Raw genomic sequence first — 23495 nt, forward strand, 5'->3', positions numbered from 1 at the left:
TCATACAGGAAGTTGCTGCAACACTCGACCGCCGTCACGGATGGAGTCACGGATAGACAGGGCTGGCTCCCGCTCGTCTAAAATACCCGGCACCTTTTCAGAGCCTCATTCATGCCCGACTCGCTCGATACTCGCGACATATCGGAGTTATCCCTTGAGGAACTCGTCGCCTGTCATGAGTGCGATCTGCTCATGCGCAAACCGAAGCTGATCGATGGTGAGAGAGCCGAGTGTCCGCGCTGCGGTTATGAGTTATTAACCCATCGACATCAGGTCGTACGGCGAAGTCTGGCCTTGGCGCTCGCCGCGCTGTTGCTTTACGTGCCGGCCAACTTCCTGCCGATCATGCAGTTGAATCTGTTGGGGCAGCGTGCCGATGACACGGTCTGGAGCGGCGTGCTCGCCCTGTATAACAGTGGCATGCAAGGTATCGCGGTGTTGGTTTTCCTTTGCAGCATGGGCGTGCCGTTGCTCAAGCTGCTGTGCCAGTTATTCGTATTACTGAGCATTCGTTGGGATATCGGACGTAGCTATGGCCTGTTGATCTATCGGATCTACCACCACCTACGTGAATGGGGAATGCTCGAGGTTTATCTGATGGGCATTCTGGTGGCGATGGTCAAGCTCAAGGATCTGGCCGACCTCAGCATCGGCGTCGGTCTGGCGTGTTTCATTGGTTTGTTATTGGTCCAAGTCTGGCTGGAGGTGACAATGTCGCCTCATCAGATATGGGAAGCGCTTTCCGGAGAGGATGCCGATGCGAGCCATTGATGCGGGCATACTGGTTTGTCCGGAATGCCATCAATTGAATCGGCAGGAGCCGGACAGCGATGTGCAGTTCTGTACCCGCTGTGGCGGAAGGGTGCATGCTCGGCGTCCCAACAGCCTGGCGAGAACCTGGGCATTATTGATCACTGCCGCGATTCTCTACATACCGGCCAATGCCTTGCCGATCATGACGGTCAATTCGTTCGGCAAGGGCGAGCCCGATACCATCATGTCCGGTGTGGTCACCCTGGTGCAGTACGGCATGCTGCCCATCGCCGCGGTGGTCTTCATCGCCAGTATTCTGGTGCCGACGTTCAAGCTGGTCGGGATTGCCCTGCTGCTCTATTCGGTACAGCGCCACCAGCCACTATCTGCCCGGCAGCGCATCCTGATGTTTCGTTTCATCGAATGGATCGGTCGCTGGTCGATGCTGGATATCTTCGTCATCGCCATCCTGGTGGCGTTGGTGAATTTCGGCAGCTTGGCCAGTATTGAGGCCGGTTTCGGTGCCGTAGCTTTCGCCAGCGTGGTGGTGCTGACCATGCTGGCTGCCATCACGTTTGACCCACGCTTGATTTGGGATAACACGGAGTCGGATGACGACCATGACTGACTTGCCCACTGCCAGAACCCGGCCGGCTTCGAATTGGTCGGCGATCTGGGTATTGCCGTTGATCGCTCTGCTCATTGGCGGATGGCTGGCTTGGCGCGCCTATAATCAGGCGGGCATCGAAATCCAGGTTCTCTTCGACAGTGGCGAAGGGATTCAGGTCAACAAGACCGAAGTGATCTACAAAGGCATGCCGATCGGTAAGGTTGTGGCATTGGCCCTGGACGAACAGGGGGATAACCGAGGTGTAGTCGCAACTCTGGAGATGAACAAGGAGGTGGAGCCCTACCTGCGCAGCGACACCCGCTTCTGGCTGGTCAAACCGAGCGTGACATTGGCGGGTATCACCGGTCTGGAGACGCTGGTCTCCGGCAACTACATCGCTGCAAGCCCGGGGGGCGGGGAGCCGGCGAAGAGATTCAAGGCGCTCTCGGAGGCGCCGCCATTGTCCGATCAGATTCCGGGACTCCACCTGACGCTGAAGGCCGAGCGCCTGGGCTCGCTGAACCGAGACAGCCCCGTGTTCTACAAGCAGATCCAGGTCGGCAAGGTGAAGAATTACGTGTTGGCCGATGACCAGCGCACCGTGGAGATCAAGGTCTACATCGAACCGACTTACGCCAGTCTGGTTCGCAAACATACCCGCTTCTGGAACGCCAGCGGAATCACCGTCGATGCCGGACTGTCGGGGGTCAAGTTCCGCAGCGAGTCCCTGGCCAGCATCGTTGCGGGAGGTATCGCGTTCGCCACGCCGGAGAATCGTAGTGATAGCCCTCCGACCGATCCGAGCATTCCGTTTCGTCTTTACGAAGACTTCGACGCCGCCCAGGCGGGCATCCGGGTCAGGCTGAAACTGACCGATTTCGAGGGGCTCGAGGCTGGACGCACGCCGGTGATGTACAAGGGGTTGCAGGCAGGGACCCTGAAGACGCTCAAGGTCGACCCGGAGCTGAACAGTGCGACGGCCGAACTGACCATGGACCCTCTGGCCGAGGATTATCTCGTCGATGGGACCGAGTTCTGGGTGGTCAAGCCGTCGATTTCGCTGGCTGGGATTACCGGGCTGGAAGCCTTGGTGAAGGGTAACTACATCGCCGTGCGCCCCGGTGAAAAAGGAGGCGTGCCCAAGCGCGACTTCGTCGCGAGAGCTAAGGCCCCGCCGTTGGACCTGGGAGCTCCGGGGCTCCATCTGGTGCTCTTCAGCGACAACCTGGGGTCGTTGGATATCGGCAGTCCGGTTCTGTACAAGCAGGTCAAGGTCGGTTCGGTGCAGAGCTTCCAATTCTCCCGCGACCAGAAGCAGGTGGTGCTCGGCGTCCACATCGAGCCGGAATACAGCAGCCTGGTGAACAGTTCGACACGCTTTTGGAACGCCAGCGGCATTCGCTTGAGCGGGGGGCTGTCGGGTATCGAGGTGAAGAGCGAGTCGCTGCAAAGCCTGTTGGCGGGTGGCGTCGCCTTTGAAACGCCCGACCCGCAAGCGCCGTCTGGCAAGCGCATTCAGCGCTTCAAGCTGTATGACGACCGCGACAGCGCCTTGCAACAGGGCGTCGAGATTGAGATCCGCGCGGAAAGCGGAGATGGGCTTCGACCGGGGACTCCGATCCGCTACAAGGGCCTCGACGTCGGCAGGATCGATAGCGTCGAGTTGACCGAGGACATGCAGGCCGTGGTGCTCAGGGCGCGGATAACCGAGGCGGCCGAGCGTATCGCCCGAGACGGCACACAGTTCTGGGTGGTGAAGCCGGAACTGGGGCTGGTCCGTACGGCGAACCTCGAGACCCTGGTCAGTGGCCAATACCTGGAGGTCATGCCGGCAGCCAGAGGCGCGGCGCGGCAGACCCGATTCACCGCCTTGCCCCAGGCCCCGACGCTTTCGGCCCGGGAGAGCGGGCTCGAGCTGGTCCTGAGTGCGCCCCGTCGGGGTTCGATCAAGCCGGGCGTGCCTGTCACCTACCGAGAGGTGACCGTCGGGCGGGTGACGGGCTACGAACTGGGACCGAACGCGGATAGGGTGTTGGTCCGTATCCTCATCGAGCCGCGTTACACCCCGTTGGTGCGCAGTGGCAGCCGCTTCTGGAACGCCAGCGGCTTCGGCTTCGACTTCGGGCTGTTCAAGGGCGCATCGGTGCGCACCGAATCCGTCGAGGCATTGCTGGAGGGGGGGATCGCCTTCGCCACGCCGGAGGGTGAACAGATGGGGTTGCCAGCCAAGCCGGGACAAACCTTCGCCCTGTTCAGCGAGGCGAAGGAGGAATGGCTGCTGTGGGCGCCGAAGATTGCGCTTGAGGAGTCGAACGGCCGGTAGATGCCTATACCGGTGTGTGCGCCATCCGGCAGCTCGGCCGATGGCGCATTGCTCGTCTTGGCTGGAGCGATTCGCCGCAACGAATCCTCCAGCCCACGTCTCAGGCCGGTTCGCCGGCCTTTTCTTCGGCTTCGGCCGTTTCGTTCCTGGCCTGCTCGCGGCGCTTGATGAACTTCCAGTCCGCTTCGTCGATATAGATACCGTTCGGCCCACTGCCGCCCTCCAGGTCGATCGCGACATGGGCCGATACCTGCGGCTTCACCGAGGCCAGGATCGGTACGAAACCCAGTTGCAGGCTGGTTTCGATCAACGCTTGCTGGTTGCGTTCGTCGATGTCCGCCGCTTCGTCCAGATAGTAGGGCAGCCGCACCCGGCCAGCCTGTTCGCGGTCCATCAGGTGCAGCAACAGGTACATGTTGGTCAGCGCCTTGATGGTCATGGTCGTACCGTTGGAGGCCGCGCCATCGATGTCGGTGTGGATCACCGGCTGACCGTGCACCTTGGTGATTTCGAACGCCAGCTCAAAGAGGTCCTTGAGGCCCAACTGGTTGTTGTTGGCCGCCACCAGGCGGGCCAGGTATTCCTTGGCCTCTTCGTTCTTCGCGTCCTGTTCGGCCGACTGGGTGAGGTCGAAGACCGACAGGGTCTCGCCTTCCTCGTACTGGCCGGCACTGTGGATGATCTGGTCGATGTGGCGTAGCGCATCCTTGTTCGGCGCCAGGATGATGCGGAAGCTTTGCAGGTTGGACACCTGGCGCTTGTTGATCTCGCGGTTGAATAGCGCCAACTGGTGTTCCAGGTTGTCGTAGTCGCTGCGGATATTGCGCAGGGTCCGGGCGATGTCAGTGACCGCCGCACGCCGGGCCTTGGCCAGGGTGAGGGCTTCGTCCTGGCGATGGGCGTAGGCGTTGATCAGCAACTGCAGGCGACGTTCGGGGTCTTCTTCGCTGTCGAACTTGGCGACCCCCTTCAGGCGCACCTGGGCATAGAGTGCCTCGATCTGCCCGTCGACCCGCTGCAGCGCCTGCCAGGTGTCCTGATAGTCGTTGAGCAGCGGCAGCAGGTTATCCAGCGAATCGTCCACCGGATCGGTGTAGGGCGTGCCGAAGGGCAGGTCCGCCGGCAGCAATTGGCGTCGACGCAGGGCGTCTTCCAGAGTGCGCTCCTTGGCTTCCAGGTCCGCCAGTTGACGCCCCACCAGTTGCAGTTTGGCGGAGAGCTGCTGGACGCGCTCGGTGAAGGCATCGCTGGCCCGCTTCAGTTCGTCCTGGGCGGATTCGGCCTGGGCCAGTTGTTCCAGCTTGCCGGCCTCCTCGGCAGAAAGCGTCTGGCAGCGGCGGAAGTCCTCCAGCGCCTTCTGGGCATCCAGCACGGCCTGGTAGAGCTGTTCGGCCTGGGCCTTGCTCGCCGCGCGGTCGGCAGCCACCGCCTGCTGGGTCTTCAGTTGTTTCAGCTCGCGCTCCAGACGGTCGCGCTGGTCGCGCAGGGCGGCGCGGTCGGCCAGGGCCTGCAGTGCCGGCGGCTCGATGTGGGACAGGTCGATGGACAAGCCCGGCACTTCGAAGTGATTGCCTTTGAAGCCGCCCAGAATGGCTTCCAGGGACTTCACCCAAGTCTCGCCTGCGTCGAGCTGGATACCTTTCTCGCCCAGCGGCAGGCTGAACAACTGGCCGTTGAACAGGCGCATCAGGCGATCGACGTCCTGCTGCGAGAATTCCTCGCGCAGACGCGAATAGCTGTTGTTATCGGCGTGATCGAGTTGCTGCTTCACCGACTTCAGACGTTTTTCCAGGTCGCGCAGCCGTTCGTCCAGATCTTCGCTGGAGAACTGGCGGGACTGCGCCAGGGCGCCGGCCAGCTCGTCGTGGGCATCCTTGGCGGCGAGCAGTTGCTGTTCCAGGACCTTGACGTCATCGACCAGCGCGAAGCGGTTCTTTAGCACCGCCAGTTCGCCCAGCCAGCGCTGGATTTCACTGATTTCGCGCTCCAGACGCATCAGCTCGGCGGTGCCACCGCGTTGCTCCTGTTGCAGGCCGTCCTGCTCGCGGCGGTAGTGTTCGGCCTGGATCACCAACTCCTCGCGCCGCGCGCCGGAGTAGTCGTGCCAAGTGCCGAGCAGCGAGTCGAGCAGGGGCGAAAGGCGATGCAACTTGCCGCGCAGCATTTCGCGCTGGGCGACGCCGGAGGCGAGCGCTTCGACCAGCGGACCGGCGGCGACCAGCGCCTGGTAGTCCTGCTCCATCCTCCGCACGTCGCGGAAGGCTTCTTCAGTGGCGGCGATGTAATCGACGCTGCCGGAGCGCAGGCTGTGCTCGAAGGCATCGAGGAACAATTGCTTGAGCTTGGCCGCGGTGATCTCGCGCATGTGCAGCAGGTTGATGAACAGGGCGCGGAAGGTCTTCAGGCTCTGCTCGCTGGTCGAGCGCAGTGGGATCAGCGTCAGGTCCAGCGGGATCGAGGTGTGCCCGCCGACCAGTAGGCGGCGCAGCTCATCCGGCTTGAGTTCGTAGGCTTTCAGCCCCTCGCGCTCGAGATTGCTGAACAGCTCTTTCTGGCGCAGACAGGTGCCATTCTTCTGGTAGTGATCCAGGTCCAGCGAGCCGGCGTAGGCGAAGAACTGATGGCCGAAACCACCGCCCGGCCCGCGTCCCGCCACGCCGATCACATGAGGGCCGTGGGGCAGGGCGACTTCGACGAGGATGTAGCTGGTGTCCGAGGCGAAGTAGAACTTGCGCGATTGCTCCAGGCTGTACTTGCCGAAGCTCATGTCCGACATGCGCGCCAGGATCGGGAACTGCAAGGCGTTGATCGAAGCGCTCTTGCCCAGGTTGTTGGCGCCATACACGGACAAGGGGTTTTCCAGCGGGAACAGCCCGAGGCTGTAGCCGGCGGTGTTCAGCAGGGCGAAGCGGCGGATGCCGTAGCGTTCCTGACTCATGCTTCAAGCTCCTTTTCTTCGGCGATGGCGCGGGCCAGTGCGTCTTCTTCGCTCTCTTCGACTTCATCGCCCTCGACGGCGACAATCTCTTCGCCACTGTCGTCGTCCAGCAGCACCGGAGCCGGCAGCGCCAGTTCGTTGCTGTGCAGGCTGGCCGCCAGGTCGCGGTCGTGCTGGACCGCCAGGCAGACATCGAGGAAACGGTGCATGGGCGGGAGGAAGCGGTAGATGCCGTTGCTGTCCTCGGCGAAGCCGAGCTGGGTCAGACGGCGGATGACCTTTTCCTCCAGCTCTTCCTGGGTGGTCACTTCGGCCTGCAGGAACAGGTCGCGGTATTTGTCCAGCAGGGCCGGCAATTCGTGGCGGCCGATGCTGCCGCCGTCGAGGACGGCGAGCGGGTCGCGGCCCTGGTCGGCGAGGTGCTCGACCATGATGAAGGTGAACAGCGCCAGGCGCTGGGCGGTCTTGTTCACCTGCGGGCCGACTTGCTCGGGGACGAAGTAGTAGAAGCCGCGCGGATCGCAGACCAGCTCGAAACCGAGCGCCTTGAACAGGGCACGGTACTGGTCCTGCAGGGTGGACAGTTGGGCGTAGCACTCCGGTTCGCTGCGCGACAGGTGGTAGCCTTTGAACAGCTCGCGGAAGATCGGCGCCAGCTGGGTCATTTCTTTCAGATCGATATTCATGCGGTCACTCGCACAGGATCGTAGGGTGAAGGCGCGACGCGTTCTTCACCGCAAGTTCGAGTTGCAGGGGGCGGCGCGGCGTCCGCTCTCTACATGGATTATTCATGGGGGCGTCCCACCAGGGCATAGGAGCTCAGGCTGACCTGGTGCTCGCGGGTGAAGTAATCGCGGCGCTCCAGGCGTTCGCGCTGGAAGCGGCCGTCACGCGACAGCCGGGAGAACCAGTAGAGCAACTCGTCGGTGGCGCCATCCGGCTCTTGTTCCAGCAGCCAGACCATCAGGTCGGGCAGCGGCAGGGCCTGTTCGCAGCGTTCGATCATTTCCCGTGCGGTGCGCGGTGCGCGGGGTGTCGAGCCCTTGCGGGTGCCGCTGGCCTTGGGGAATTGCGCCGGCTTCGGCTCGAAGCGGGCGAGGGCATAGACGTAGGCTTCGACCTGCGACGCATTGCCCAGGTAGGTGCTCTGCGGCCGGGTGAACAGCGGCAGTGCCGCTTGCGGCACGGCATCCAGGCCCTTCTTGCGGATCACCGAGAGGGCCAGCGCGGCACCACGGGTCACGGCATTGTGCCGGCGGGCCTCCTCGCGCAACGGCAGCAACAGTTCGCGGGCCTTGCGCAAGGTGAGCTGGGCGGTGGTCTGCATTTCCAGGATGCGTGCGTGGGTGCGCAGCAGCAGGTCGTCGTCCACCAGTTGGCCGAGGCGCTGCTGTTCGCCGAGCAAACGTAGCAGCACCTGCTCGACGCGGCGCACGCCCTGTTCGAAGGCGCCGTCGGCGGAGACCAGTTGAATCATGGGTTCGACGTACTCGTCCCAGGTCGCCAGGACCTCGGCATAACGCTGGCGCAGGGGAATCTGCCGGTCGCTGGTCTTGGCCCGTTCGGCCACGCCGATCAGCGCCTGCTCGTCGTTGGCCAGCTTCTTGAGGACGTCGCGCACACGCATATCGAGCAGGCGCAATTGGCGCGCCAGATCGTTGCCGTCACGGATTTCGAAGGCGTCCTGGATGTAGCCGGCGAGGCGCTCCAGGTGGCGCAGGTAGGCTTCGATCTCCAGGCACAGGCCCAGGCGGTGCTCGCGGCGCAGGTAGGCGAGGAAATCGTGGATCTGCGCGTTCAGTTCGAAGCGGTTCGGGCTCTTCGCCACCGGCACCAGGATGTCCAGGCGAATCCACTGGTCGAGCAAGGCCGTGATGTCGGTGGGTGTGCCGTCCGCCAGTTGCGCGCCGAGCTGGATGCGCAGCTCGGCCAGGCTCAGGGTGCCGGTATCGAAGCGTTCGCAGAGCGGTTCGAGCAACGTCCAGTGTTCGGCAAGGGCGCGCAGTACGCGCTTGGGATCGATCATGTCTCTGTCCAGAACTCCGCGCTCGGCCGGAGCGGGTCCGGCCGGTTTTTGCAAAAACGGCGATTGTACTTCAGGTCAGCCCAAGCGATTGAGCTTCAACCGATCAGAGGCCAAAGGCTGGGCCAAGTGAATACCGGGAAAAGTGACGAAATTTGGCAGAATCCGACAGGCTACAAGAATGAAATTTGAGCTGCTTCACGTATTACTGCTGGCCTTACGATGTCACGGGTTTGGCATGCTTTCTGCGTTACCGGGTAAGGATTTCCTTACGATCAGTACGCCATGTCCTCGTCCTCCTCTGCCGCCTATGCTGCCGCCCGCTGGGCCGAACTCGAACGCCAAGGCGACCTGGCCTGGGACCTGGATGCCATCGGCAACCGCAGCGAAGCGATCGCCTTCCTGATGCGTTTCGAGAACCGTCTCTGCGTCTACTCCGGTTACGTGGAAAAGCTCTACAGCACCTACAGCTTCGTGGTGCCGGAGGAGGAGCACGGCAGCATCACCATCCTGCCCGACGAGCAGGCCTGGTACGACACCTTCCATGACATTCCCGTGGAGGCGGTCGAGCCCACCGGCGTACACATTCTCCCCGGCGAAACCATGGGACACACCGGCCTGTACCTGAAGGTGCCCGGCGAACACCCTTTGGCGGCCTCCAAGGAGCTGCCCTTCCAGGACGGCCTGAAGCTGCTGATCCAGCGTTACCAGGCGAAGAACGACTGTTTCCTGCCGGTGCTGATCAAGGGCGACCTGCGCGAATACGAAGACCGCATGCCCTCGCTGCATCTGCACCGGATCAATCCGGCGAAGCTCGCGCACATCGCGCCGTTGACCGTGGATGCGATCAGGGCGGCCATCGCCGATCATCTGATCGGGCTGTTCCGCCAGGGCTGAGTATTCCGCCGCTGTGGCGATGGGTAACAGGTTGCCCAGCGTCTCGGTGCGACCGAGAGCGAAGCGCGGCGAATTTCTCGACTATGGGTCGGCCCGGATCGGCGTCCGTCTTTCTATAGTGCGAACAGAGGCCCGCTTGTCTGCAGGCCGACAATAACAACAGGAATACGCCATGCGCCCGATTCGTCCGTTCGCCCAGCGTGCGCTCGCCTTGTTCTGCGGCTGTCTCATCAGTTGCTTCGCCCAGGCGGAGCTGAGGCCCATGGCCGACAGCGAACTGGCGGAGGTCACCGGCCAGGCGATGATCACCCTGGATGGCTTGACCTATGGCGGCTTCGAGTACACGCGGGTCAATATCGGCGCCGACATCGACCTGCTCACCAACATCGATGAGCTGCGCCTGGGCAACTACAGCCGGTCGGGCGCCAACACCGTCTCCAACCAGCCGGCGGACATCTGGATCGACAACTTCGCGCTCGGGCGGATCGACAACGCTAACTCGTCGGACGCCACCATCGCTCCGTTCCAGATCCGCGACCCCTACGTCGAGTTCGCTTTCAAGGTAAACGCCCAGGGCGTGCGCGAAGTGGCCGGCATCCGCCTGGGTTTCGGCCGGGCCCGGGGCGATCTGTCCGGCGACATCCGCTCGCTGACCGGGGTGATGCAGGGGCTGGTGACCGGCTCGGCGTCCACCGCACGTGAGTACTACATGCAGCAGAACGGCCTGAACAGCCTGACCTGCGCTTTCGATTTCAACTGCCTGGCCCTGAGTCTAGCGGGCGACACCGAAATCTATAGCGAGGTTCAACTGGTGAAGAGCGGCACCGGCGAAACCACCATCAACGGCCAGCCGATCAACCGTGCGACCGATATCGGCGTGGCCAAGGGCGACTCCTTCCAGACCGACAACGCGCTGCTGAAAGGCATCTTGCCGCTGATCGCTGCCAACAACGGCGATTGCAAGGCTTCCGGTCTGCCGGCCTGCTTCGCTTTGCTCAACTATAAGAGCATCTTCATCGGCGACCGCACCCAGACCGACCTCAACCTCGGCGGTGCCCAGGGCATCTTCTTCTCCCTGCAGAACCAGAACGTGCCCTGGCAGGACCTGGCCGCGGCGAACGCCAGGTTCGTCGAAACCCAGTCCGGCGCCTTCGCCAACTTCGCCAAGACCGGCGAGGGCGCGAATGCGATGTACCCGTTCATCGTGTCGCTCTACGAAGCCCTGAACGGCACCGCGCGGGTACCGACCTGCATGGGCCAGGGCAAGGGTTGCTGAGATGCGGGCGGCCATGATCGCAGGGTTGGCGCTCCTGGCACTGGCGGGGGCGGGGCAGGCCATGGAGGCGCTGGACGACCGGGAGCTGGGCGAAATCAGCGGCGCCGGGGTGGGCTTCTTTTTGGATAACTTCTACTACGACCAGGGCAGCGCCACCGCGCGGGTCACCGGCCTCAAGGACACCCAGGGCAACCCGCTGGCGATCGACTTCGAACGGGCCTACATCAAGGGCGAAGGCAGCCAGCGCGGCACCCTGGATACCGAAGCCAGCCTGGGCTCGCCGCTGCATCCGTTCACCCTCGGCGTGGTCAGCGGAGCCAAGGCGCCGACCCTGCCGGCGGGCGGCCAGGCGCTGCAATTGCACACGCCGACCTGGACCGATCCGCTCAACGACACCCATCAGTACGGCCTCTGGTCTTACTACCAGGGCTGTTTGTACGGTGAGGCCGGGTGTACCGACCCGCAGAAGGCGGTGAACAACATCGACGTCGAGCTGAACAAGCTGCAGAGCCAGCGCGACCAGTTGCTCGCCCGCTACCAGAGCGTCGGCTTCCTTACCCTCAAGAGCGGCATCGACCAGGACATGCAAGTGGTCTATCAGCGCCAGGCGCAGGTGGCCACGGAAACCAGCGATGTGCAGAGCGCCTACGGCACCATGCAGACCCGCTATGCCGCCGCACCTTCCACGGCCGACCTGTTCTACCCGAAGCCGGCGTTCGGCGAGAAGTACGGCTGCGGCAACATCTGCATCAACAGCGCGGCGCGGGCCTACAACCAGTCGGTGGACGCCTATCAGCAGCAGGTCAGCGAGCTGGCCGCCGCGCAGAAATCACTGGCCGAGGCCTGGAACACGGAGCGTGATGGCTACACGCTGAACCAGCGGGCCACCGACTACGACGAGTTTTCCAACCTCTGCGGGACCCCCACCCAGCAGCAGCCGAGCTGCGCGGCCGGGCGGGTCAAGAAGACCCAGGACAACCGTAGCGTACTGGTCATCGTGGCCACCTCGCTGCAGAACGGCGGCACCCGGGTCAAGGGGCTGGACATCGGCATCGAAGCCACCTTCACCCTGCCGTCGACCGCCTACAGCGGCGCCGCAAGCGGTGCGACCAAGGGCGCCACCTCCACCCGAACCGACTTCTTTTCCATCAATCTGGAAGGCTTCAGCCTGCACGGCGCCTACCTCAACCTCTGGGGCGACAGCAGCGGCCTGGTGGGTGAGACCAGCCTGCAGATGTACGCCGACAAGCTGATCATCGGCGGCTGTCGCAATTGCTCCGATGCCAACCGCGCCGTGGCGAAGAACCTCTACTTCGACATCAACCTCGGGCACGGCACCCTGCAGCCGCTCAGCCTGGGTGTGCTGTCCGACGGCGAGCTGCGCCTGTCGCTGCCCGGCGTCACCTGGGCCAACCACGAGGCTTTTTACCAGCAGGTGCCGAAGAGCAACATCAGCATCGGCAACCTGAACATCGGCGGTGTCGACCTGGGCTCGCAAGTGGTGCGCGGGATGCGCGTGGATTACCTGGACGTCCGCACGGTGAGCTTGCCTCGCTGAGGAAGATCGAGATGACGATTGCGAAAGCGCTGTTGCCGTTGTTCCTGCTCGTCGGTGCCGCCCTGGCGCAGGCCGAGCTACGGCCGCTCGACGAGGGCGAGCTGCAGGACGTGACCGGCCAGGACGGCATCAGTCTCAGCGCCAACCTGACCTTCGCGCCCAACCCGGCGCTGACCCGCTGCGCCGGCGGTTGTGGTGCCCGGGTGGCGATCAAGCCGGGGCACAGCGACGGCTTCATCGTCGTCGACAACATCCTCGGCACCTTCAGCTTCGAGGGCCTGAAGCTGGACATCGTAACCATCGACAGCGGTTTCGCCGGCGAAGGCGCGCAATTCAACGGCCAGGCCCTGCGCCTGGAACTGACCGAGGCGCGCTTCGAAAACGCCCGCTTCACCCTCGGCAGCTCGAACCAGGCGCGCGGCGACCAGGCGGGGTTCCGCCAGACCGATCTGCTGACCTACAGCACTAACGGCGAGGTGCGCCTGCACGGCAACCTATATTTCTTCGCCGCACCCTGAGCCTATCTCCGGCCCCGCGTCGCACCGTCCGGTAGCGACGGCCTTTCCGCCCGCCGCGTTTCCAGCCACAATTCCGCTATTGAGTGCCATCGTCACGAGCGATGGTGCCGGCAGCCCGAGCCCATCCGCCCGCAAGGCGGGGCCATGAGGAGAACCCATGAGCAACAACGATCGCGTCATCATCTTCGACACCACCCTGCGCGACGGCGAACAAAGCCCCGGCGCCTCCATGACCAAGGAAGAAAAGCTGCGCATCGCCAAGGCGCTGGAGCGGCTGCGGGTGGACGTGATCGAAGCCGGTTTCGCCATCGCCAGCCCTGGCGACTTCGAAGCGGTCAAGGCAATTGCCGACACCATCAAGGACAGCACCGTGTGCAGCCTGTCGCGCGCGGTGGACGCCGACATCGACCGCGCCGCCGAGGCGCTGGCCGGGGCCAATTCCGGGCGCATCCATACCTTCATCGCCACCAGCCCGATCCACATGCAATACAAGCTGCGCATGCAGCCGGAGCAGGTGGTGGCGCAGGCCGTCCACGCGGTCAAGCGCGCGCGCAACCTGTGCGCCGACGTCGAATTCTCCTGCGAGGACGCCGGCCGTTCCGACCTGGATTTCCTCTGCCGCATCATCGAGGCGGCCATCGACGCCGGGGCGAGCACCATCAACATCCCGGACACTGTCGGCTACGCCATTCCGCACCAGTACGCCGAAACCATCCGCCAACTGCTGCACCGCATCCCCAACGCCGACAAGGCAGTATTCTCGGTGCACTGCCACAACGACCTCGGCCTGGCCGTGGCCAACTCCCTGGCGGCAGTGGTGGCCGGCGCGCGGCAGGTGGAGTGCACCATCAACGGCCTCGGCGAGCGCGCCGGCAACGCCGCGCTGGAAGAGATCGTCATGGCCATCAAGACCCGCCAGGACCTGCTCGGCGTCTACACCAACATCGACACCCCGCACATCCTCAGTACCTCGCGGATGGTCTCCGGCATCACCGGCTTCCCGGTGCAGCCGAACAAGGCCATCGTTGGCGCCAACGCCTTCGCCCACGAGTCGGGCATCCACCAGGATGGCGTGCTCAAGCACCGCGAGACCTACGAAATCATGTCCGCCCAGTCGGTCGGCTGGCACACCAACAAGATGGTGCTGGGCAAGCACTCCGGGCGTAACGCCTTCCGTACCCGCCTCGAAGAGCTGGGCATCGCCCTCGGCGGCGAGGCCGAGCTGAACGCCGCCTTCGCCCGCTTCAAGGCGCTGGCCGACAAGAAGCACGAAATCTTCGACGAAGACCTGCAGGCGCTGGTCTCCGACACCCTGGCCGAGGAAGCGCCGGAGCACTTCAAGCTGGTCTACTTGGAGGTCGCCTCCAAGACCGGCGAAGTGCCCGAGGCGAAGATCGTGGTCAGCGTCGCCGGCAGCGAGCAGCAGGGCACCGCCCAGGGGTCCGGCCCGGTGGACGCCACCTTCAAGGCCATCGAGTCCATTGCCAATTCCGACGCCAACCTGCAGCTCTACTCGGTCAACGCCATTACCCAGGGCACCGACTCCCAGGGCGAGGTCACGGTGCGCCTGGAGAAGGGCGGTCGCATCGTCAACGGCAACGGTGCCGACACCGACATCCTGGTCGCCTCGGCCAAGGCCTACATCAACGCGCTGAACCTGATGCAGGCCGGTCAGAAGGCGCACCCGCAGGTGGCTGACGTTTGATTACCGAGCTTCGCCGTCGCGCCTACCTGGGCGCCATGCAGGTGGTCAGTTGGCTGCCGCGCAGCGAGCTGCCGTTCGCCGCGCCGTCGCGTCCCGAGTTGTTCGAGCCGCCAGCGCCCGAGCCGGAGGTCGCCGCCGCCCCGGTCGTGGAGACCCCGGCGCCGTCCGCCGCTCCGTCCACGGTGCCCACTCCGGCCGAACGGCCGAGGATCGAGGTTCCCCGGCCCGCCACCCAGGCGCGTGGCGAAGCGAAACCGGTGGCGGCCGACGAGCCCGCCCCGGCGGAGGACACCCGACCCGCGACCGCGCCGCCCCCGCGTTTCGCCCTGCAATTGCTGCGCGCCGGCGATTGCCTGCTGCTGGTCGAACTGCCAAACGGCGAGAGCTTCCAGAGCCGCGATCCGGCCTACCTGTTGCTCAAGGACCTGCTGCGCGCCGCCGGCCTGCCGGACAGCCCGCGCCTGATCGGCGAGCCGGTGCGCTGGCCGCTGCTGGTGCGCGGCAACATGGACCAGGGCCCGGATGCCGCGCGCGACTTCCTCCAAGGCTTCGTCGCCGCGCGGATGGACGAAGGCGAGCCGTGCGCCTGCCTGTGGCTGGTCGGTCTGCCGGCCGTGCGCTTCGCCGGCGAGGCGGACAGCGAAGCGTTCAATCGGGAGCTGCGGATCGAAGGGCTCGGCGCCGCCTGGGCCTTGCCGGGCCTGGAAATGCTGATGGAAGAACCGGCCCGCAAGGCCGAACTCTGGCAGGCCATGCGCCGGGTGCGTCAACGTTGGATGAGTCGTAGCGAATGAGTGATGCGTTGTCGTTCCGCCCCATGACCGAGGCGGATCTCGAAGCTGTGTTGAAAATCGAATATGCCGCCTTCAGCCACCCCTGGACCCGGGGCATCTTCCTCGACAGCCTGAAAAGCTACGATTGCTGGCTGATGTTCGAAGGCAGCCAACAGGTCGGCCACGGGGTGATCCAGGTGGTGGTCGGCGAAGCCCATCTGCTCAACATCACGGTCAAGCCGGAGAGCCAGGGGCGCGGACTCGGCCTGCGTCTGCTGGAGCACCTGATGCACCGCGCCCGCGAGCTCCAGGCCGGGGAGTGCTTCCTCGAAGTGCGTGCCAGCAACCAGCCGGCCTACCGCCTCTACGAACGCTACGGGTTCAACGAAATCGGCCGCCGCCGCGACTACTACCCGGCGGTCGGTGGGCGGGAAGATGCCCTGGTCATGGCCTGTACGCTGATCGAGTGACCTCAGGCCTCGGCCGGCCGGCTCTCCATCAGCATGTACAGGCGGAACAGGACCACGTTGGCGAACAACTGGAGAAAGCCGTTGAAGCTGTCCAGCAGAACGGCGGCGAGGGTTTCCGGTTCCTCGCCGAGCTGGCGGTAGCTCCACCAGTCGAACAGCCAGAGCGGCAGCATCACCGCCATCACACAACCGAGCACCAGCCAGAAGCGGCGCCCGGCAGTCAGACGGAAGCTTTCCCGCATGGCCGCCAGCGGCGTCATCCTGCGCAGCACCACGAGAATCTCGCCGAACGCCAGGCGGATCATCAGCCACAGGCCCGGCAGCAGGAACAGCGAGGCGCCGAGCATGATCAGCAGCGTACTCAACCCCACCAGTACCGCGAGCGTCGGCCACAGGCGCAGGCTCATCGCCAGGAGGTCGGCGCTGCGCGGCCGGTAGCCCTGGCTGCGGGCATCGAGGAAGAGAATCAGCGCACCCGTGTAGAGCGGATAGAACAGCAGGCTGGCGAGCACTTCGTAGACCCGCGCCCGCTCTTCGCCAGTGCCGCCGATCATCAACTGCGCCAGGCTTTCGAGCAGGACCAGGGGCAGGCAGAAGGAGGCGATGGCGACCAGGTTACGGCTGAAGAAGAACCAGGAGTCGCGCAGGATGTTCAGAGGATTCATCGGCAGATCGCAGGCAAAAAGCAGGGCGCCACTTTAACGGATGGCGGCATGGGCTCCAATCGTCGGCACGCACGAGCGGTAGTACAGAACTCGATTGGGCAGGCTCGGCAGCAGGCGCGACAGCCCGGCCGTGGGTACCTCCAGGGTGCGCTCGGGTGGGCCCGGCGAATAGAGCAGGTAATCGTGATCGAGAATCGCCCGGTCGAACACCAGCGCGATGCCCGCCGCGTGGCCGAGCGGGCAGGCGCATTGCGGCACGCAGCCGGTCAGCGCAGTCAGCTCGTCGTCGCTGGCAACCGAAGGTCGCGCGCCGAGCAGCGCTTTCAGTTGGGCCCAGTCGGCACGCGCGTCTTCCAGGGTGACCAGCATGGCGTATCCGCCACTTTTCAGACGCAGGAACAGGCTCTTGCTTTCCACCCCGCGCAGCCCGAAACGCTGGCGCACGGCGTGGGCGGTGGGGTAGTCGAGCACCGCTTCGTGTTCCACCTCGCGGAAGGGGACCCGGTGCTCCGTGAGCAGCGCCAGGTTGCGCGCGCGCAAGGCGGCGAGGCTCATTGCGGCAACATCCCGAGCAGGGTGTCGCTGTCCAGTACCCTGGCGTATTCGCCGTGCAGGTTGGCCATAGCCATCGCATGTACCTCGTCGGCACTGCGCGGCGTACCTGCGAAATCCGTCTTGGCGTAGGTGAAGCAGGCATCCTCCGCCACCAGCGTGCGAAAGCCGAGGTTGCCGGCGGTCCGGGCGCTGTTTTCCACCGAGTTCTCGCTGGCCACGCCGACGAGGGCGACGGACTCGATCCCGCGTACCCGCAGCCAGCGCTCCAGGCCGCTGTGGAGGAAGGCGTCGGTGGTGTTCTTCTCGAACAGCGCTTCGTGGGGCAGCGGCGCCAGCGGCGGATGAAACTCCACACCCGGCTGGCCTGGCGCGAACACCGAACCGGCCTCGCGAGAGATATGGCGGATGTGCACCACCGGCCAGCCGGCGCTACGCCAGGCGGCGAGCAGCACGGCGATGCGCTCGGCGGCCTGCGGGTTGTTGCGACTGCGCTCCGGCAGTTGCTGGATGCCGCGCTGCATGTCGATGATGATCAGGGCGATGGGGTGGTGCATTGATATCTCCATAAGACCGCCAGCCTAGCAAAAGCAGGAACCGGCGCAGAACACAGACGCCCGAATGAGCGCATAATCGCCGCTCGCCCCGTCCAGGAGTCGCCGGTGAATCGAATCGCAGTCTTCGCCGATGTGCAGAACCTCTACTACACCGTGCGCCATGTATACGGCCGGCATTTCCACTATGCGGCCTTCTGGAACGAGGTGAGCAGCCACGGGCAGATCGTCGAAGCCTACGCCTATGCCATCGACCGCGGCGACGCCAAGCAGCGGCAGTTCCAGCAGATCCTGCGCAACCTCGGTTTCGAGGTGAAGCTCAAGCCGTTCATCCAGCGCAGCGACGGCTCGGCCAAGGGCGACTGGGATGTCGGTATCACCATCGACGTCCTCGACGCCGCGCCACGGGTCGACGAGATCGTCCTGGCTTCCGGCGATGGCGATTTCGACCTGCTGCTCGAGCAGGTCCGGCGTCGGCATGGGGTGCGCACCCGCGTCTACGGCGTGCCGGGGCTCACCGCGCAGTCGCTGGTACGGGCCTCCGACCATTACCAGCCGATCGAAGCCAACCTGCTGCTGTAGACCGTCCGTCCGCCGGCGAAATTTTTTTCGCCGGTCCTGTCGATCTGCGTGTCTTCCGAACGACTAGAGGTATCGAGCCCTCGTTCAGGAGACGACGATGAAATACCTCTGCCTCATCTACGTCGAGGAAAGGCTCCTCGACACCGTGCCGGCCGCCGAACTGACGGCCATCGAGGGCGTCTGGCTGGACTACCACGCAAGCTTGCGGCAGAGCGGCCGGATGCTCGCCGGCGAGGCGCTGCAGCCGGCCGAGAGCGCCACCACCTTGCGCCTGCGCAACGGCAAGCTGTCCCTGGCCGACGGGCCATCGGTGGACACCCGCGAGCAGCTCGCCGGTTTCTACCTGATCGACGCCGGCGACCTCGACGATGCGATCCGCTTGGCGGCACGCATTCCCCAGGGGCGTGTCGGCAGCATCGAAGTACGGCCGGTCCGGCCGCTGGGGTTGGCCTGATGTGTCCCCTCTGTCTCGCTTCCATTGCCCTGGCCAGTGCCGGGCTCACCACCGCGGGCGGGGCCGCTGCGTTGATTGCGCGGCGTAACCGTGCCGAGCACCGTCCGCCACAACCGAGGAGTACTCCGCATGAACGCAAACACGCTTGAACAGCCGCGCGTCGTATCGCGGGAGGAATGGCGGGCCGCCCGTCGCCAGCTCCTGCAGCGGGAGAAAGCGATTACCCATCAGCTAGACGAAGTCGCCGCCGAACGACGCCGGCTGCCCTGGGTGAAAATAGACAAGCCCTACCGCTTCGAAGGACCGGACGGAGTGAAGAGCCTGGCCGACCTGTTCGGCGGGAGCAGCCAGTTGATCGTCTACCACTTCATGTTCGCCCCCGGTTGGGAAGAGGGCTGCCACGGCTGCTCCTTCGTCGCCGACCACATCGACGGCGCCAACCTGCATCTGGCTCACCACGACGTCACCCTGCTGGCGGTCTCGCGGGCGCCCTGGGCACAGATAGCCCCGTTCAAGAAGCGCATGGGCTGGCGCTTCGACTGGCTGTCCTCGGCCGGCAGCGACTTCAACCGGGACTTCGGCGTGCAGTTCAGCGCCGAGGAAATCGCCTCGGGCCGGGCGCTCTACAACGGCGAGGCACGCAGCGACATCGGCGAGGACATGCCCGGCCTCAGCGTGTTCTACCGTAATCCCGAGGGCGAGATTTTCCATACGTACTCCACGTACGCCCGTGGCCTCGACCTGCTGCTTGGCGCGCACAACTACCTCGACTTCACGCCGAAGGGGCGCAACGAACGATCGACCATGGACTGGGTGCGTCTGCACGACCGCTACGAAGGCGCCGCGGCGACCGAAAGCTGCTGCGCTGGCGCCGCACAACCGGGGCAGGCCGGCGGCAAGAGCGCCGCGGCGAAACGCAACGTCATCGTGCAATGAACCAACAATTCAGGAGGAAACGACCATGACCGCAGCAGACCGTACCCTGGATGACCAGGCCCGCATCCGCGAACTGACCGAGCAATGGGCCGAGACCGTGCGCAGCCGGGATGTCGAGCGCATCATGCAGATCTATGCGGACGATGTCCGCGCCTTCGATGCCGTCGCCCAGTTGCAGTTCAAGGGCAAGGCGGCCTACAAGGCGCACTGGCAGGCGTGCATGGAGCAGTGCCCAGCCCAGGGATCGATGCAGTTCAAGATCGATCAGCTACAGGTGGAGACCGGTGGCGATCTTGGCCTCGCCCATTACCTCTGCTATTGCGGCGGGACGGACGAGAAGGGCGAGGAGCAGGGTAGCTGGATGCGCGTCACCGTGGGTTGGCGGCGGATCGGCGGCGAGTGGAAGATCACCCATGATCACTTCTCGGCACCGTTCGACATGAAGACCGGGGAAACCCTGTTCAAGCTGCAGCCCTGAGGTCCGCATGCTTGACGTGCATTCGGGCGAATGAATTCACCCCTACCGAGGTTCTGTAGGGGCGGATTCATCCGCGACAGGAAAACGGAGATTCCCAGGAGACGCCCATGAAATACCTTTGCCTGATCTACTGCGACGAGGACGCGCTGGATGCCATGCCCGCCCGCGAGCGGGAGGCGCTGACCGAGCGCTGCCTGGCCTACAGCGACGAACTCGGCGCCAGCGGCCACTACCTCGGCGGCGAGCGTTTGCAACCGGTACAGATGGCCAGGACGCTGCGCATCCGGCAGGATGGACAACCGGACATCACCGACGGTCCGTTCGCCGAAACCAAGGAACAACTGGCGGGTTTCTACCTGATCGAAGCGCGCGACCTGAACGAGGCGATCCAGGTGGCGGCGAAGATTCCGCCGGCCAGCCTGGGCAGCGTCGAGGTCCGTCCGGTGCGCGACCTGCCGCAGCGCTGAACCGAGCGCAACGAGGACTTCATGAGCGTAAGCATCGACGCCGTCTACCGGGCCGAGTCGCGGCGCGTGCTGGCGACCCTGATCCGGCTGCTGGGCGATTTCGACCGGGCCGAGGAGGCACTGCACGATGCCTTCGCCGCGGCCGTCGAGCAGTGGCCGCGCGACGGCGTGCCGGCCAATCCACGAGCCTGGCTGGTCTCGGCGGGGCGCTTCAAGGCCATCGACAACCTGCGCCGGCGCGCCCGTTTCGACGCCTCGCTGGCGCTGCTGGCCGACCAGCTCGACGCGGGCGACGAGGCGGAGGTGTGGGACGGCGAGGCGGTGGAAGACGACCGTCTGCGTCTGATCTTCACTTGCTGCCACCCGGCCTTGCCGGCGGATGCCCAGGTGCCGCTGACCCTGCGCGAGGTATGCGATCTCAAGACCGAGGAAATCGCCCACGCCTTCCTCGCCACGCCGTCCACCATCGCCCAGCGCATCGTGCGCGCCAAGGCGAAGATTCGCGACGCGCGGATTCCCTATCAAGTGCCGGCGCTGAACGAACTGCCCGAGCGGCTCGACAGCGTGCTGCGGGTCATCTACCTGGTGTTCAACGAGGGGTATTCAGCTTCGTCCGGCGAGACGCTGACACGCACCGATCTGTCCCGCGAAGCCATCCGGCTTGGCCGGTTGCTGCTCGAACTCCTGCCCGAGCCGGAAGTGATGGGGCTGCTGGCACTGATGCTGTTGCACGAGTCGCGCCGTGCTGCACGCGCCTCTGCCGACGGCGAACTGGTGCTGCTGGAGGACCAGGATCGTTCGCGCTGGGATCGTGAGTTGATCGCCGAAGGTTCGGCGCTGGTGGAGCGCGCCCTGACTTCACGGCGCTTCGGGCCGTACACCCTGCAGGCGGCCATCGTCGCCGTGCATGCCGAGGCGGAGGATGCCGCCGCCACCGATTGGGTACAGATCGTCGGGCTCTACGACGTGCTGGCGCGCGTCACGCCGTCGCCGGTGGTAGAGCTGAACCGCGCCGTGGCCGTAGCCATGCGCGACGGGCCGGAGGCGGGGCTGGCGCTGGTCGAGCGTCTGTTCGCCCGGGGCGAGCTGCTCGACTACCACCTTGCCCATGCCGCCCGCGCGGACTTCTGCCGGCGCCTGGGGTGCAACGCCGAGGCCCGCGAGTCCTACCGCCGTGCGCTGGCGCTGGCCCGCCAGGAGCCGGAGCGACGGTTTCTCGAGCGGCGCTTGCAGCAGTTGGGCGAATGAGTTCGCCCCTGCAAGTCGGCGGTGCCTGTGTAGGAGCGAGCTCTGCTCGCGAAAATGGGCAGCGCAGAAGCCTCGCCAGCAGAGCTGGCTCCTACAGAAGCGGGGCCGGCATGCGCTCAATCTGGGGCGAATTTATTCGCCTATCGCGGCAACGGCCTCACGCCTGACCCCGCTTCTCCTGCCCGTTGCCGTTCTGCAAGGTCGCCGGCAGGCGGCGCTGGAAGGGAGTGGAGAGGATCAGCGAGGTCTTGCTGGCGCCGTACTGGCTGAGCCGGTCGAGCAAATCCTGCAGCTCCGGCATGGAGCCGACCGCCGCCTTCATCATCACGCAGGCGTCGCCGGTGATGCGGTGGCAGAAGGTCAGTTGGGGAATCTGCGCCAGGGCTTCGAGGGTGCGGCGGGATTCGTGGTCGGCGATGCGCAGCTCGATCAGGCATTCGATGGGCAGGCCGATCTTCGCCATGTCGATGGCCGCGTGGTAGCCGGTGATTACGCCGCTGGCCTCCAGCTTGGCGACCCGGTCCGCCACCGCCGGGGCCGACAGATTGACCCGTCGCGCCAGGTCGGCGTAGGAGGCACGGCCGTTTTCCAGCAGCGCGGCGAGCAATAGACGGTCGTATTTGTCCATGACGATTCCCGATGCAAGGGCTGATTTCGAATGCAAGGCAAAGGGGCTCCATTTCCTTGCTTTACAAAGCTGTATCGCTGTTTAAGCAAGGTTCTGTGCTTATTTTCCCGCGATGGCCTTGCCTAGAATAACCCTTTGATTACCTGCACGGTCGAGTCCTTCCCATGCCTGCGCGTCGCTTCCCGTTGATCCTGCTCGGTGCCTTTTTCGCCCTCTACCTGATCTGGGGTTCCACCTACCTGGTGATCCGCATCGGCGTGGAGTCCTGGCCTCCGATGCTGATGGCCGGGGTTCGCTTCGTCATCGCCGGCTCGCTGATGTTCGCCTGGCTGCGCTGGCGCGGCGTGCCGGCGCCGACCTGGCGCGAATGGAAGGCCGCCTCCGTGATCGGCGTGCTGCTGCTCAGCTGCGGCAACGGCGGAGTGACGGTGGCCGAGCACCTGGGCGTGGCTTCCGGGGTGGCGGCGCTGGCGGTGGCGACGGTACCGCTGTTCGCCCTGCTGTTCGGGCTGATCTGGGGCCAGCGCACCAGCAGCCTGGAGTGGGCGGGGATCGTGCTTGGGCTGGCCGGCATCGGCCTGCTCAACCTCGGCTCCAACCTGCAAGGCAGCCCGCTGGGTGCCGGCCTGATCCTGTTCGCGGCGGCGGCCTGGGCCTTCGGCTCGATGTGGAGCAAGCACCTGCCGCTGCCCGCCGGCCCCATGGCCAGCGCGGCGGAAATGCTCGCCGGCGGCGTCGCCTTGCTGATCGCCAGCGCGCTCAGCGGCGAGCGCATGACCGAGCTGCCGACCGCCGCGGGCTGGGGCGCCCTGGCCTACCTGGTGGTGTTCGGCTCGATCATTGCGTTCAGCGCCTACCTCTATCTGCTGAAGAACGTCCGACCGGCGGCGGCCACCAGCTATGCCTACGTCAACCCAGTGGTGGCGGTGGTGCTGGGTATCCTCTTCGCCGGCGAACGCATCGGCATGGAGGAGTGGCTGGCCATGACCGTGATCGTCAGCGCCGTGGTGCTGATCGGCGTACCGCAGTGGCGTCAACAGAAGCAGTTGAAGGAAGCCGAGGCGAGTACCTGATACCCCTCCCTCCT

The 23495-nt window shown here is 64.9% G+C and carries 24 protein-coding genes; 17 read left to right on the plus strand and 7 right to left on the minus strand.

Features of this window, described 5'->3' with window-relative positions:
• The first annotated feature begins 111 nt into the window (after positions 1-111).
• The 3 genes from PIN01S_RS10240 to PIN01S_RS10250 are packed head-to-tail and all read left to right on the plus strand — an operon-like array spanning position 112 to position 3686.
• Positions 112-771, plus strand: coding sequence for a paraquat-inducible protein A (locus tag PIN01S_RS10240; protein ID WP_084335564.1), 660 nt, complete (start codon positions 112-114; stop codon positions 769-771).
• Positions 758-1381 carry a paraquat-inducible protein A gene (locus PIN01S_RS10245; protein ID WP_084335565.1) on the plus strand — a complete coding sequence of 208 codons (624 nt, stop codon included), beginning with the start codon at positions 758-760 and terminating at the stop codon, positions 1379-1381. Before PIN01S_RS10240 ends, PIN01S_RS10245 begins: the two co-directional genes overlap by 14 nt.
• The gene (locus tag PIN01S_RS10250) at positions 1374-3686 is read left to right on the plus strand and encodes a PqiB family protein (RefSeq protein WP_084335763.1); all 2313 of its coding nucleotides are present in this window, start codon (positions 1374-1376) and stop codon (positions 3684-3686) included. Before PIN01S_RS10245 ends, PIN01S_RS10250 begins: the two co-directional genes overlap by 8 nt.
• A 100-nt stretch (positions 3687-3786) precedes the next feature.
• Here the strand turns inward: PIN01S_RS10250 and mksF are convergent, their stop codons facing one another.
• The 3 genes from mksF to mksB all read right to left on the minus strand — a co-directional run bounded on the left by mksF (position 3787) and on the right by mksB (position 8650).
• Positions 3787-6624 carry an Mks condensin complex protein MksF gene (gene mksF / locus PIN01S_RS10255; RefSeq protein ID WP_084335566.1) on the minus strand — a complete coding sequence of 946 codons (2838 nt, stop codon included), beginning with the start codon at positions 6622-6624 and terminating at the stop codon, positions 3787-3789.
• Complete coding sequence (gene mksE / locus PIN01S_RS10260) at positions 6621-7310, minus strand: Mks condensin complex protein MksE (protein ID WP_084335567.1); 690 nt, start codon at positions 7308-7310, stop codon at positions 6621-6623. The genes mksF and mksE overlap by 4 nt, the downstream gene beginning before the upstream one ends.
• Before the next feature lie 98 nt (positions 7311-7408).
• Positions 7409-8650 carry an Mks condensin complex protein MksB gene (gene mksB, locus PIN01S_RS10265; RefSeq protein WP_084335568.1) on the minus strand — a complete coding sequence of 414 codons (1242 nt, stop codon included), beginning with the start codon at positions 8648-8650 and terminating at the stop codon, positions 7409-7411.
• A 282-nt stretch (positions 8651-8932) separates the two neighbouring features.
• Here mksB and PIN01S_RS10270 point away from each other — a divergent pair, with 282 nt between their 5' ends.
• From PIN01S_RS10270 to rimI, 7 genes are all read left to right on the plus strand, one after another.
• Entirely contained in the window at positions 8933-9544 is a 612-nt protein-coding gene (locus tag PIN01S_RS10270) for a hypothetical protein (protein WP_084335569.1), read from the plus strand.
• 172 nt (positions 9545-9716) lie between these two features.
• On the plus strand, positions 9717-10820 hold the full coding sequence (locus tag PIN01S_RS10275; protein WP_084335570.1) for a DUF6160 family protein: 1104 nt from the start codon (positions 9717-9719) through the stop codon (positions 10818-10820).
• A 13-nt stretch (positions 10821-10833) separates the two neighbouring features.
• Positions 10834-12378, plus strand: a complete 1545-nt coding sequence (locus tag PIN01S_RS10280) for a hypothetical protein (RefSeq protein WP_244506019.1) — start codon at positions 10834-10836, stop codon at positions 12376-12378.
• 11 nt (positions 12379-12389) lie between these two features.
• A complete protein-coding gene (locus PIN01S_RS10285) occupies positions 12390-12896 on the plus strand; it encodes a DUF6160 family protein (RefSeq protein ID WP_084335572.1) in 507 nt (168 codons plus the stop codon).
• A 157-nt stretch (positions 12897-13053) separates the two neighbouring features.
• Positions 13054-14601, plus strand: a complete 1548-nt coding sequence (locus PIN01S_RS10290; protein ID WP_084335573.1) for a 2-isopropylmalate synthase — start codon at positions 13054-13056, stop codon at positions 14599-14601.
• Positions 14598-15395 (plus strand): energy transducer TonB, encoded by a 798-nt coding sequence (locus tag PIN01S_RS10295; protein ID WP_084335574.1) that lies wholly within the window; start codon positions 14598-14600, stop codon positions 15393-15395. Before PIN01S_RS10290 ends, PIN01S_RS10295 begins: the two co-directional genes overlap by 4 nt.
• A complete protein-coding gene (rimI, locus tag PIN01S_RS10300; RefSeq protein WP_084335575.1) occupies positions 15392-15844 on the plus strand; it encodes a ribosomal protein S18-alanine N-acetyltransferase in 453 nt (150 codons plus the stop codon). The genes PIN01S_RS10295 and rimI overlap by 4 nt, the downstream gene beginning before the upstream one ends.
• A 2-nt stretch (positions 15845-15846) precedes the next feature.
• Here the strand turns inward: rimI and PIN01S_RS10305 are convergent, their stop codons facing one another.
• From PIN01S_RS10305 to PIN01S_RS10315, 3 genes are read right to left on the minus strand one after another with little or no spacing between them, the layout of a single operon-like run.
• A complete protein-coding gene (locus PIN01S_RS10305) occupies positions 15847-16509 on the minus strand; it encodes a YciC family protein (RefSeq protein WP_084335576.1) in 663 nt (220 codons plus the stop codon).
• 33 nt (positions 16510-16542) lie between these two features.
• Positions 16543-17064, minus strand: a complete 522-nt coding sequence (locus tag PIN01S_RS10310) for a YbaK/EbsC family protein (protein WP_084335577.1) — start codon at positions 17062-17064, stop codon at positions 16543-16545.
• Entirely contained in the window at positions 17061-17618 is a 558-nt protein-coding gene (locus PIN01S_RS10315; RefSeq protein ID WP_084335578.1) for a cysteine hydrolase family protein, read from the minus strand. Before PIN01S_RS10315 ends, PIN01S_RS10310 begins: the two co-directional genes overlap by 4 nt.
• A gap of 105 nt (positions 17619-17723) precedes the next feature.
• Between PIN01S_RS10315 and PIN01S_RS10320 the strand changes: the two genes are divergently transcribed.
• From PIN01S_RS10320 to PIN01S_RS10345, 6 genes are all read left to right on the plus strand, one after another.
• Entirely contained in the window at positions 17724-18197 is a 474-nt protein-coding gene (locus PIN01S_RS10320; RefSeq protein WP_084335579.1) for an NYN domain-containing protein, read from the plus strand.
• A gap of 97 nt (positions 18198-18294) precedes the next feature.
• Positions 18295-18651, plus strand: a complete 357-nt coding sequence (locus PIN01S_RS10325; protein WP_084335580.1) for a YciI family protein — start codon at positions 18295-18297, stop codon at positions 18649-18651.
• A 129-nt stretch (positions 18652-18780) separates the two neighbouring features.
• The gene (locus PIN01S_RS10330; RefSeq protein ID WP_084335581.1) at positions 18781-19587 is read left to right on the plus strand and encodes a DUF899 domain-containing protein; all 807 of its coding nucleotides are present in this window, start codon (positions 18781-18783) and stop codon (positions 19585-19587) included.
• 25 nt (positions 19588-19612) lie between these two features.
• Positions 19613-20065, plus strand: a complete 453-nt coding sequence (locus tag PIN01S_RS10335; protein WP_084335582.1) for a YybH family protein — start codon at positions 19613-19615, stop codon at positions 20063-20065.
• A gap of 107 nt (positions 20066-20172) precedes the next feature.
• A complete protein-coding gene (locus PIN01S_RS10340) occupies positions 20173-20532 on the plus strand; it encodes a YciI family protein (protein WP_084335583.1) in 360 nt (119 codons plus the stop codon).
• A 21-nt stretch (positions 20533-20553) separates the two neighbouring features.
• On the plus strand, positions 20554-21780 hold the full coding sequence (locus PIN01S_RS10345; protein ID WP_084335584.1) for an RNA polymerase sigma factor: 1227 nt from the start codon (positions 20554-20556) through the stop codon (positions 21778-21780).
• Between the two features lie 157 nt (positions 21781-21937).
• On the opposite strand, the gene PIN01S_RS10350 is transcribed toward PIN01S_RS10345, so the two are convergent.
• Positions 21938-22408, minus strand: coding sequence for an Lrp/AsnC family transcriptional regulator (locus tag PIN01S_RS10350; protein WP_084335585.1), 471 nt, complete (start codon positions 22406-22408; stop codon positions 21938-21940).
• A 164-nt stretch (positions 22409-22572) separates the two neighbouring features.
• On the opposite strand from PIN01S_RS10350, the gene yedA reads away from it, so the two are divergent.
• A complete protein-coding gene (yedA, locus tag PIN01S_RS10355) occupies positions 22573-23481 on the plus strand; it encodes a drug/metabolite exporter YedA (protein ID WP_084335586.1) in 909 nt (302 codons plus the stop codon).
• Positions 23482-23495: the final 14 nt, after the last annotated feature.

Source organism: Pseudomonas indica NBRC 103045 (genome assembly GCF_002091635.1).
Lineage (GTDB): Bacteria > Pseudomonadota > Gammaproteobacteria > Pseudomonadales > Pseudomonadaceae > Pseudomonas_M > Pseudomonas_M indica.

Coding starts and splice junctions, on each gene's coding strand:
- PIN01S_RS10240 (WP_084335564.1), top strand. CDS start 112: ATGCCCGACTCGCTCGATACTCGCGACATATCGGAGTTATCCCTTGAG.
- PIN01S_RS10245 (WP_084335565.1), top strand. CDS start 758: ATGCGAGCCATTGATGCGGGCATACTGGTTTGTCCGGAATGCCATCAA.
- PIN01S_RS10250 (WP_084335763.1), top strand. CDS start 1,374: ATGACTGACTTGCCCACTGCCAGAACCCGGCCGGCTTCGAATTGGTCG.
- mksF (WP_084335566.1), bottom strand. CDS start 6,624: ATGAGTCAGGAACGCTACGGCATCCGCCGCTTCGCCCTGCTGAACACC.
- mksE (WP_084335567.1), bottom strand. CDS start 7,310: ATGAATATCGATCTGAAAGAAATGACCCAGCTGGCGCCGATCTTCCGC.
- mksB (WP_084335568.1), bottom strand. CDS start 8,650: ATGATCGATCCCAAGCGCGTACTGCGCGCCCTTGCCGAACACTGGACG.
- PIN01S_RS10270 (WP_084335569.1), top strand. CDS start 8,933: ATGTCCTCGTCCTCCTCTGCCGCCTATGCTGCCGCCCGCTGGGCCGAA.
- PIN01S_RS10275 (WP_084335570.1), top strand. CDS start 9,717: ATGCGCCCGATTCGTCCGTTCGCCCAGCGTGCGCTCGCCTTGTTCTGC.
- PIN01S_RS10280 (WP_244506019.1), top strand. CDS start 10,834: ATGATCGCAGGGTTGGCGCTCCTGGCACTGGCGGGGGCGGGGCAGGCC.
- PIN01S_RS10285 (WP_084335572.1), top strand. CDS start 12,390: ATGACGATTGCGAAAGCGCTGTTGCCGTTGTTCCTGCTCGTCGGTGCC.
- PIN01S_RS10290 (WP_084335573.1), top strand. CDS start 13,054: ATGAGCAACAACGATCGCGTCATCATCTTCGACACCACCCTGCGCGAC.
- rimI (WP_084335575.1), top strand. CDS start 15,392: ATGAGTGATGCGTTGTCGTTCCGCCCCATGACCGAGGCGGATCTCGAA.
- PIN01S_RS10305 (WP_084335576.1), bottom strand. CDS start 16,509: ATGAATCCTCTGAACATCCTGCGCGACTCCTGGTTCTTCTTCAGCCGT.
- PIN01S_RS10310 (WP_084335577.1), bottom strand. CDS start 17,064: ATGAGCCTCGCCGCCTTGCGCGCGCGCAACCTGGCGCTGCTCACGGAG.
- PIN01S_RS10315 (WP_084335578.1), bottom strand. CDS start 17,618: ATGCACCACCCCATCGCCCTGATCATCATCGACATGCAGCGCGGCATC.
- PIN01S_RS10325 (WP_084335580.1), top strand. CDS start 18,295: ATGAAATACCTCTGCCTCATCTACGTCGAGGAAAGGCTCCTCGACACC.
- PIN01S_RS10330 (WP_084335581.1), top strand. CDS start 18,781: ATGAACGCAAACACGCTTGAACAGCCGCGCGTCGTATCGCGGGAGGAA.
- PIN01S_RS10335 (WP_084335582.1), top strand. CDS start 19,613: ATGACCGCAGCAGACCGTACCCTGGATGACCAGGCCCGCATCCGCGAA.
- PIN01S_RS10340 (WP_084335583.1), top strand. CDS start 20,173: ATGAAATACCTTTGCCTGATCTACTGCGACGAGGACGCGCTGGATGCC.
- PIN01S_RS10345 (WP_084335584.1), top strand. CDS start 20,554: ATGAGCGTAAGCATCGACGCCGTCTACCGGGCCGAGTCGCGGCGCGTG.
- PIN01S_RS10350 (WP_084335585.1), bottom strand. CDS start 22,408: ATGGACAAATACGACCGTCTATTGCTCGCCGCGCTGCTGGAAAACGGC.
- yedA (WP_084335586.1), top strand. CDS start 22,573: ATGCCTGCGCGTCGCTTCCCGTTGATCCTGCTCGGTGCCTTTTTCGCC.